The organism is Streptomyces sp. NPDC101118, from assembly GCF_044759445.1.
GTDB lineage: Bacteria > Actinomycetota > Actinomycetes > Streptomycetales > Streptomycetaceae > Streptomyces.
The window spans coordinates 22,525-29,092 of record NZ_JBIVZG010000039.1 but is presented as its reverse complement, the minus strand read 5'-3'; the positions used below and the strand labels follow the sequence as shown (position 1 = coordinate 29,092).

Below are 6,568 nucleotides of genomic sequence, written 5' to 3'. Positions count from 1 at the left end.
TTGTTCCCGTTTCCGGGCCCTCCGGGCGCTTCCTTCGTTTCCGACTCTATCAGATCTTTTCGACCCGATTTCCTCGGTGCTTTCCGGTTCCGGCGAACGTTTCCGTCGCTTTCCCTTTCGGCGGTCACTACGCTAGCGGATTTCCCCTGCGGCGCATAATCGAGCCGTCGGCGCAGAATTCGGGCATGCCGAATTCGTCCCCGCCAGGGTGAATCGTAGGTAGTGGTTGGCCGCTTGCGAGTTGCCCGGTCGGCCCCGATGGGGTCTGCCAAGAGCGGTGCTCGTTTCTACGGCTCGGGCTACGTTAGGCGTCTCGCCAAGCCGAGTCAAGTCGAGCGGCGGCGTGGCGCGTGGGCCCGGTAGGGGCTGACCGTGGGCTCGCCGGCGAGCCAGAAACGCCAGGGGTGGTGGGCTCCGTCCCCGCCCACTCCGGTGCGCGGGCCGGTGCGCAGCAGGTCGGGGGCGGGCTCCTCCCCCGTCAGTACGGTCAGGGGTGACGTGGGGTCGCCGCAGAGGTCCGTGCCGTCCAGGGCTCGGGTGACGTCGAGGGCGGTGGCGAGGCGGGCGGGGCCTTTGGCCAGTTCCTTGTCGTTGCGGGCCGAAAGTCGACGTTTACGGGCGAGCTCGGTGCCCGTGGTGATCTCGCCGGCGCGGATGAGGACGCCGCTGGCCCGGCCCTCGGGGCCGCACACCAGGTTCAGGCTGAACCACATGCCGTAGATGAAGTAGACGTACGCGTGTCCGGGCGGTCCGAACATGGAGGCGTTGCGTGCGGTGCGGCCGCGGTAGGCGTGCGAGCCCGGGTCGGTCTCGCCGTCGTACGCCTCGACCTCGGTGATGCGGAGCTCGATGGGGCCCTCGTCGGTGGTGCGCACGAGGGTGCGGCCAAGGAGGTCGGGGGCTACGGAGAGGACCGGCCGGTCGAAGAAGGACCGGGGCAGGGGCGTACGGTCGAAACGTGCGCTCATCCGTCCGAGCGTAGTGGACTGCCCCCGGGCGGAACCGGGCTCTAGGGTTTCCGCGTTTGTAGAGGTCAGTCCCGCACAGGTCCAGTACAAGGGGAGACAGAGCATGGGGTTCAAGAAGCTGCTCGCGGCCATGGGTGCCGGCGGTGCGTCCGTGGAGACCGTCCTGTCGGAGGTCAACGTCGTCCCTGGCGGTGTCGTCCAGGGTGAGGTCCGGATCCAGGGCGGTTCGGTGCCGCAGCAGATCGAGGGGCTGTCGGTGGGGCTCCAGGCGCGTGTCGAGGTCGAGGGCGGTGACCAGGAGTACAAGCAGGACGTCGAGTTCTCGAAGCTGCGGCTGGGCGGTGCCTTCGAGGTGCAGGCCGGGGCGGTGCACGCGGTGCCGTTCGGTCTGGAGATCCCGTGGGAGACGCCGATCACCCACTTCGCCGGGCAGCACCTGCACGGCATGAACATCGGCGTGACCACGGAGCTGGAGATCGCCAGGGCGGTGGACGCCGGCGACCTGGACCCGATCAACGTGCACCCGCTGCCGGCGCAGCAGGCGATCCTGGACGCGTTCGGTCAGCTGGGCTTCCGCTTCCGCAGCGCGGACATGGAGCGCGGTCACATCCGCGGGACGCGGCAGCGGCTGCCGTTCTACCAGGAGATCGAGTTCCTGCCGCCGCAGCAGTACCACGGTCTGAACCAGGTGGAGCTGACGTTCGTCGCGGACGACCGCGAGATGGACGTCGTGCTGGAGATGGACAAGAAGCCGGGTCTGTTCTCCGAGGGCAGCGACACGTTCCGCTCGTTCACGGTGGGGCTGCACGACTACCAGGGCACCAACTGGGCGGCGTACCTCAACGAGTGGATCGCTTCGGTCGGTTCGAAGCGCAACTGGTTCTAGGCTGCCCGCGGCAGTTCCGACAGCCGTGTCCGCGTGATCAGGAGGTTCCCCGTGACCCAGCTCAGCAGGCCGCCGCTCCCCCACGACTTCCATCCGGAGGTCGCCTCGTTCACCGTGGTGAGCGAGGACCTGGCTCCGGGTGCGGATCTGGGGCCCGGCCAGGTGTACGCGGGCGGGAACGTCTCGCCGCACCTGCGGTGGGAGGGTGCTCCTGAGGGGACGAAGAGCTACGCGGTGACGTGCTTCGACCCGGACGCGCCCACCGGCAGCGGCTTCTGGCACTGGGTGGTCTTCGACGTCCCGGCGTCGGTGACCGAGCTGCCCGCGGGTGCGGGCAGCGGGAAGTTCACGGGGCTGCCCGAGGGCGCGGTGCAGGTGCGCAACGACTACGGGACGAAGGACTTCGGCGGTGCCGCTCCGCCGGCGGGCGAGCGGCACCGGTACGTGTTCACCGTGTACGCGGTGGACCGGGAGCGGCTCGGCCCCGACGCGGACGCCTCGTGTGCGGCCGTCGGGTTCCACCTGCGCTTCCACACGGTGGGGCGTGCGCAGCTGATCGGTGAGTACGAGGCCCCGGCGGACAACTGATCGTTCGCCCGGGGTTCGCCCGGTCCTGGTCTAAAGATGGCCGGGACCGGGCATTTTTATTGCGTTGTCCCGCGTGGCGCACCCGGACAGAGTGGTTACGGGCCTTGGGCGCCGAGGGGTGCGGGCCTGCACACGGGAGGTGGGCGAGATGCGGGACACGCTGGTACTGAACGCGAGCTTCGAGCCGCTGTCGACGGTGACTCTGAACCGTGCGGTGGTGCTCGTGCTGCAGGACAAGGCCGTCGTCGAGCAGTCGCATCCCGAACTGCGGGTGCGTGCGGCCGCGGTGGAGCTTCCGGTGCCGCGGGTGATCAGGCTGTGCAGGTACGTACGGGTGCCCTTCCGAAGACACGCGCCGTGGTCGCGGAGGGGGGTGCTGGTGCGGGACCAGCACCGGTGCGCGTACTGCGGTGCGCGGGCGACGACGGTGGACCACGTGGTGCCGCGGGCGCAGGGTGGTGGGGACACGTGGCTGAACACGGTGGCGTCGTGTGCGGAGGACAACCACCGCAAGGCGGACCGGACGCCGGAGCAGGCGGGGATGCCGCTGCTGCGGAGGCCGTTCGTGCCGACTCCGGCGGACGCGATGCTGTTCTCGCTGGGTGCGGGGCAGCGGGCGGCGCTGCCGGAGTGGCTGGCGCAGTCGGCGTAGCCACTCGTACGTACTGACTGATGGGCAGGGCCCGTCCCCGGGACCGGGGGCGGGCCCTGTGCCGTGTGCGGGGCGGTCAGCGCAGGAGGAGCTGGGCTATGGCGACGAGGCCGACGGCGACAATGACTCCGCGCAGGACGGTGGGCGGGAGGCGGCGGCCGACCTTGGCGCCGATCTGGCCGCCGAGGGTGGAGCCGACGGCGATGAGGAGGACGGCGGTCCAGTCGAACTCGGCGACGAACAGGAAGAAGACGGCGGCGATGCCGTTGACCAGGGCGGCGATGACGTTCTTGACGGCGTTGATGCGCTGGAGGTCGTCGTGGAGGAAGAGGCCCATGAGGCCGAGGTAGAGGACTCCCTGGGCGGCGCCGAAGTAGCCGCCGTAGGCGCTGGCGACGGTCATGCCGGCGAGGAGGGCGGGGCCGCCGTCGGGGTGGGCGGGGTCGGTTCCGGCGGCTTCCTGGCGGCGGCGGAGTGCGGCGGCAAGGCGGGGCTGGGCGACCACGAGCACGAGGGCGAGCCCGATGAGCACGGGGACGATCGTGTCGAAGGAGTCGGAGGGGAGGGTGAGGAGGAGTGCGGCGCCTGCGAGGCCGCCGATGAGGGAGACGGAGGCGAGGCGGAGGACGCGGGTGCGCTGGCCGGCGAGTTCCTTGCGGTATCCGATGGCTCCGCTGATGGCGCCGGGCACCAGGCCGAGGGTGTTGGAGACGTTGGCGGTGACCGGTGGGAGTCCGGTGGCGAGGAGCACCGGGAAGGTGATCAGGGTGCCGGAGCCGACGATGGCGTTGATGGTGCCGGCGCCGATGCCGGCGGCGAAGACCGCGAGTTGTTCCCAGATGGACATGGACCGGGCCAGCCCCTTCGGTTCGGTGAGTCGCCTCCCCGCCATGAAGGTCGGGGGGCCTCACTGATCATGCACGAAGGGCGGGCCCGGTCGTCGGGGTGTCCACGGCCGGCCGTCAGGTTGCCCGACGCGTGGCGCGACGGGTGGCGCGACGGTCCGGCCGGTGGGTCGGCCGGGGGTCGGTGCGGGGTGTCAGTCGATGGGGGGCTGTTCGCGGCGCGGGGCCGGGGGCTCTTCCTTGCGGAGGGGTGAACTGCCGCTGGGGCCGCCGAAGTTGCCGATGGCGCCGCTGAGGCCCTTGAGGGCGTCGCCGATCTCGCTGGGGACGATCCAGAGCTTGTTGGCGTCGCCTTCGGCGATCTTCGGGAGCATCTGGAGGTACTGGTACGAGAGCAGCTTCTGGTCGGCGTCGCCGGCGTGGATGGCCTCGAAGACGGTGCGGACGGCCTGGGCCTCGCCCTCGGCGCGGAGCGCGGCGGCCTTGGCCTCACCTTCGGCGCGGAGGATGGAGGACTGCTTCTCGCCCTCGGCGCGCAGGATTTCGGACTGGCGGACGCCTTCGGCCTGGAGGATGGCGGCGCGCTTGTCGCGGTCGGCGCGCATCTGCTTCTCCATCGAGTCCTGGATGGAGGTGGGCGGTTCGATGGCCTTGAGCTCGACGCGGTTGACGCGGATGCCCCACTTGCCGGTGGCCTCGTCGAGGACGCCGCGGAGGGCCGCGTTGATCTCCTCGCGGGAGGTGAGGGTCCGTTCCAGGTCCATGCCGCCGATGATGTTGCGGAGGGTGGTGACGGTGAGCTGCTCGATGGCCTGGATGTAGCTGGCCACTTCGTAGGTCGCGGCGCGGGCGTCGGTCACCTGGTAGTAGATGACGGTGTCGATGTTGACGACCAGGTTGTCCTGGGTGATGACCGGCTGGGGCGGGAACGGGACGACCTGTTCGCGGAGGTCGATGCGGTTGCGGATGGAGTCGATGAACGGGACGACGATGTTCAGTCCCGCGTTGAGGGTGCGGGTGTAGCGGCCGAAGCGTTCGACGATCGCCGCGCTGGCCTGCGGGATGACCTGGATCGTCTTGACCAGGGCGATGAAGACCAGCACCACCAGGATGATCAGGACGATGATGATCGGTTGCATACGGTTCCCCCGTACCCTTCTGACTGCCTGTCCGGCCTCTTGCTGCCCCGTCGGTTACGGAGTCTCGCAGACGCGGGGTCCGTGGGGCGCGGGGTTTCGGTGACCTGGGGTCACATGACGACTGCGGTGGCGCCGTCGATCTCGACGACGTCGACCTGTCGGCCGGGTTCGAAGCTGGCGTCCGCGTCGAGCGTGCGGGCGGACCAGATCTCGCCGGCCAGTTTGATGCGTCCGCCGGTGCCGTCGACGCGTTCGAGGACGACGGCGGTTCTGCCGCGCAACGCGTCGATCCCGCTGGCGAATTCGGGCCGCTGGGAGCGGTGGCGGTTGGCGATGGGCCGTACGACGGCGATGAGCGCGACGGATACGGCGGTGAAGACGAGGACCTGGCCGGTGACTCCGACGCCGAGGGCGGCCGTGACGGACGCCGCGAGGGCGCCGACGGCGAACATGCCGAACTCGGGCATCGCGGTCAGGACGAGCGGAATGCCCAGTCCGGCCGCGCCGATGAGCCACCACACCCACGCGTCGATTTCCACATGGTCATGGTAATTCGGTCGGACGCGGTCCGGACAGAGGACGTCCGGGTTCAGCGCAGGGGCAGGCCCTGGGCGGTCCAGCGGTCGCCGTCGGTGCGCTCGACGACGAGCGGGAGGCCGAAGCAGAGGGAGAGGTTGCGGGAGGTGAGTTCGAGGTCGATCGGGCCGGCGGCGACGACCTTGCCCTGACGGATCATCAGGACGTGGGTGAAGCCGGGGGCGATCTCCTCGACGTGGTGGGTGACCATCGCCATGGAGGGGGCGAGGGGGTCGCGCGCGAGGCGGCCGAGGCGGCGTACGAGGTCCTCGCGGCCGCCGAGGTCGAGACCGGCGGCGGGCTCGTCGAGCAGGAGGAGCTCGGGGTCGGTCATCAGGGCGCGGGCGATGAGCGTGCGCTTGCGCTCGCCCTCGGAGAGGGTGCCGAACTTGCGGTCGAGGTAGTCGGACATGCCGAGGCGGTCGAGGAAGGCGCGGGCGCGCTGCTCGTCGATCTCCTCGTAGTCCTCCTGCCAGGTGGCCGTCATGCCGTAGGCGGCGGTGAGGACGGTCTGGAGGACGGTCTGGCGCTTGGGCAGCTTGTCGGCGAGGGCGATGCCGGCGACGCCGATGCGGGGGCGCAGCTCGAAGACGTCGGTGCCGGGCTTGCCGAGGGTGCTGCCGAGGATGCTGGCGGTGCCCTTGGTGGGGAAGAGGTAGCTGGAGGCGACGTTGAGGAGGGTGGTCTTGCCGGCGCCGTTGGGGCCGAGGATCACCCAGCGCTCCCCTTCCTTGACCGACCAGGAGACCTGGTCCACCAGAGCCCGGCCCTCGCGGACCACGGATACGTCCACCAGCTCCAGTACATCGCTCATGAGCGCGTTGTCTCCCATTGCAGTCTTGGTTGTCCCAGCCGCCGCCTTCAGGCGCAGCCCCCAGGGAAAACCTACGCCACTCGGGGTGGGGTCCGGGGAC

The 6,568-nt window shown here is 70.0% G+C and carries 8 protein-coding genes; 3 read left to right on the top strand and 5 right to left on the bottom strand.

Annotated features, from left to right (window positions below; all coding sequences use genetic code 11):
- Window positions 1-326: 326 nt before the first annotated feature.
- The gene (locus ACIQUQ_RS35015; protein ID WP_403984190.1) at window positions 327-968 is read right to left on the bottom strand and encodes a DNA-3-methyladenine glycosylase; all 642 of its coding nucleotides are present in this window, start codon (window positions 966-968) and stop codon (window positions 327-329) included.
- A 103-nt stretch (window positions 969-1,071) separates the two neighbouring features.
- Here ACIQUQ_RS35015 and ACIQUQ_RS35010 point away from each other — a divergent pair, with 103 nt between their 5' ends.
- The 3 genes from ACIQUQ_RS35010 (at window position 1,072) to ACIQUQ_RS35000 (ending at window position 3,094) form a co-directional block, all read left to right on the top strand.
- Window positions 1,072-1,854, top strand: coding sequence for a sporulation protein (locus tag ACIQUQ_RS35010; RefSeq protein ID WP_399940472.1), 783 nt, complete (start codon window positions 1,072-1,074; stop codon window positions 1,852-1,854).
- A 51-nt stretch (window positions 1,855-1,905) separates the two neighbouring features.
- A complete protein-coding gene (locus ACIQUQ_RS35005; RefSeq protein WP_403984188.1) occupies window positions 1,906-2,442 on the top strand; it encodes a YbhB/YbcL family Raf kinase inhibitor-like protein in 537 nt (178 codons plus the stop codon).
- Window positions 2,443-2,590: 148 nt separating this feature from the next.
- A complete protein-coding gene (locus ACIQUQ_RS35000; RefSeq protein ID WP_399940468.1) occupies window positions 2,591-3,094 on the top strand; it encodes an HNH endonuclease in 504 nt (167 codons plus the stop codon).
- Window positions 3,095-3,170: 76 nt separating this feature from the next.
- Here ACIQUQ_RS35000 and ACIQUQ_RS34995 read toward each other — a convergent pair whose 3' ends face one another.
- The 4 genes from ACIQUQ_RS34995 to ACIQUQ_RS34980 all read right to left on the bottom strand — a co-directional run bounded on the left by ACIQUQ_RS34995 (window position 3,171) and on the right by ACIQUQ_RS34980 (window position 6,468).
- Entirely contained in the window at window positions 3,171-3,941 is a 771-nt protein-coding gene (locus ACIQUQ_RS34995) for a sulfite exporter TauE/SafE family protein (RefSeq protein WP_403984186.1), read from the bottom strand.
- 192 nt (window positions 3,942-4,133) lie between these two features.
- A complete protein-coding gene (locus tag ACIQUQ_RS34990) occupies window positions 4,134-5,078 on the bottom strand; it encodes an SPFH domain-containing protein (protein WP_399940464.1) in 945 nt (314 codons plus the stop codon).
- Between the two features lie 110 nt (window positions 5,079-5,188).
- Window positions 5,189-5,617 (bottom strand): NfeD family protein, encoded by a 429-nt coding sequence (locus ACIQUQ_RS34985; protein ID WP_403984184.1) that lies wholly within the window; start codon window positions 5,615-5,617, stop codon window positions 5,189-5,191.
- Between the two features lie 50 nt (window positions 5,618-5,667).
- Window positions 5,668-6,468, bottom strand: a complete 801-nt coding sequence (locus ACIQUQ_RS34980; RefSeq protein WP_399940459.1) for an ABC transporter ATP-binding protein — start codon at window positions 6,466-6,468, stop codon at window positions 5,668-5,670.
- Between the last annotated feature and the right edge of the window lie 100 nt (window positions 6,469-6,568).

What these genes read in the sequence shown, in the direction of transcription:
- ACIQUQ_RS35015 (WP_403984190.1), bottom strand. Translation starts at nt 968, where the DNA reads ATGAGCGCACGTTTCGACCGTACGCCCCTGCCCCGGTCCTTCTTCGAC.
- ACIQUQ_RS35010 (WP_399940472.1), top strand. Translation starts at nt 1,072, where the DNA reads ATGGGGTTCAAGAAGCTGCTCGCGGCCATGGGTGCCGGCGGTGCGTCC.
- ACIQUQ_RS35000 (WP_399940468.1), top strand. Translation starts at nt 2,591, where the DNA reads ATGCGGGACACGCTGGTACTGAACGCGAGCTTCGAGCCGCTGTCGACG.
- ACIQUQ_RS34995 (WP_403984186.1), bottom strand. Translation starts at nt 3,941, where the DNA reads ATGTCCATCTGGGAACAACTCGCGGTCTTCGCCGCCGGCATCGGCGCC.
- ACIQUQ_RS34990 (WP_399940464.1), bottom strand. Translation starts at nt 5,078, where the DNA reads ATGCAACCGATCATCATCGTCCTGATCATCCTGGTGGTGCTGGTCTTC.
- ACIQUQ_RS34980 (WP_399940459.1), bottom strand. Translation starts at nt 6,468, where the DNA reads ATGAGCGATGTACTGGAGCTGGTGGACGTATCCGTGGTCCGCGAGGGC.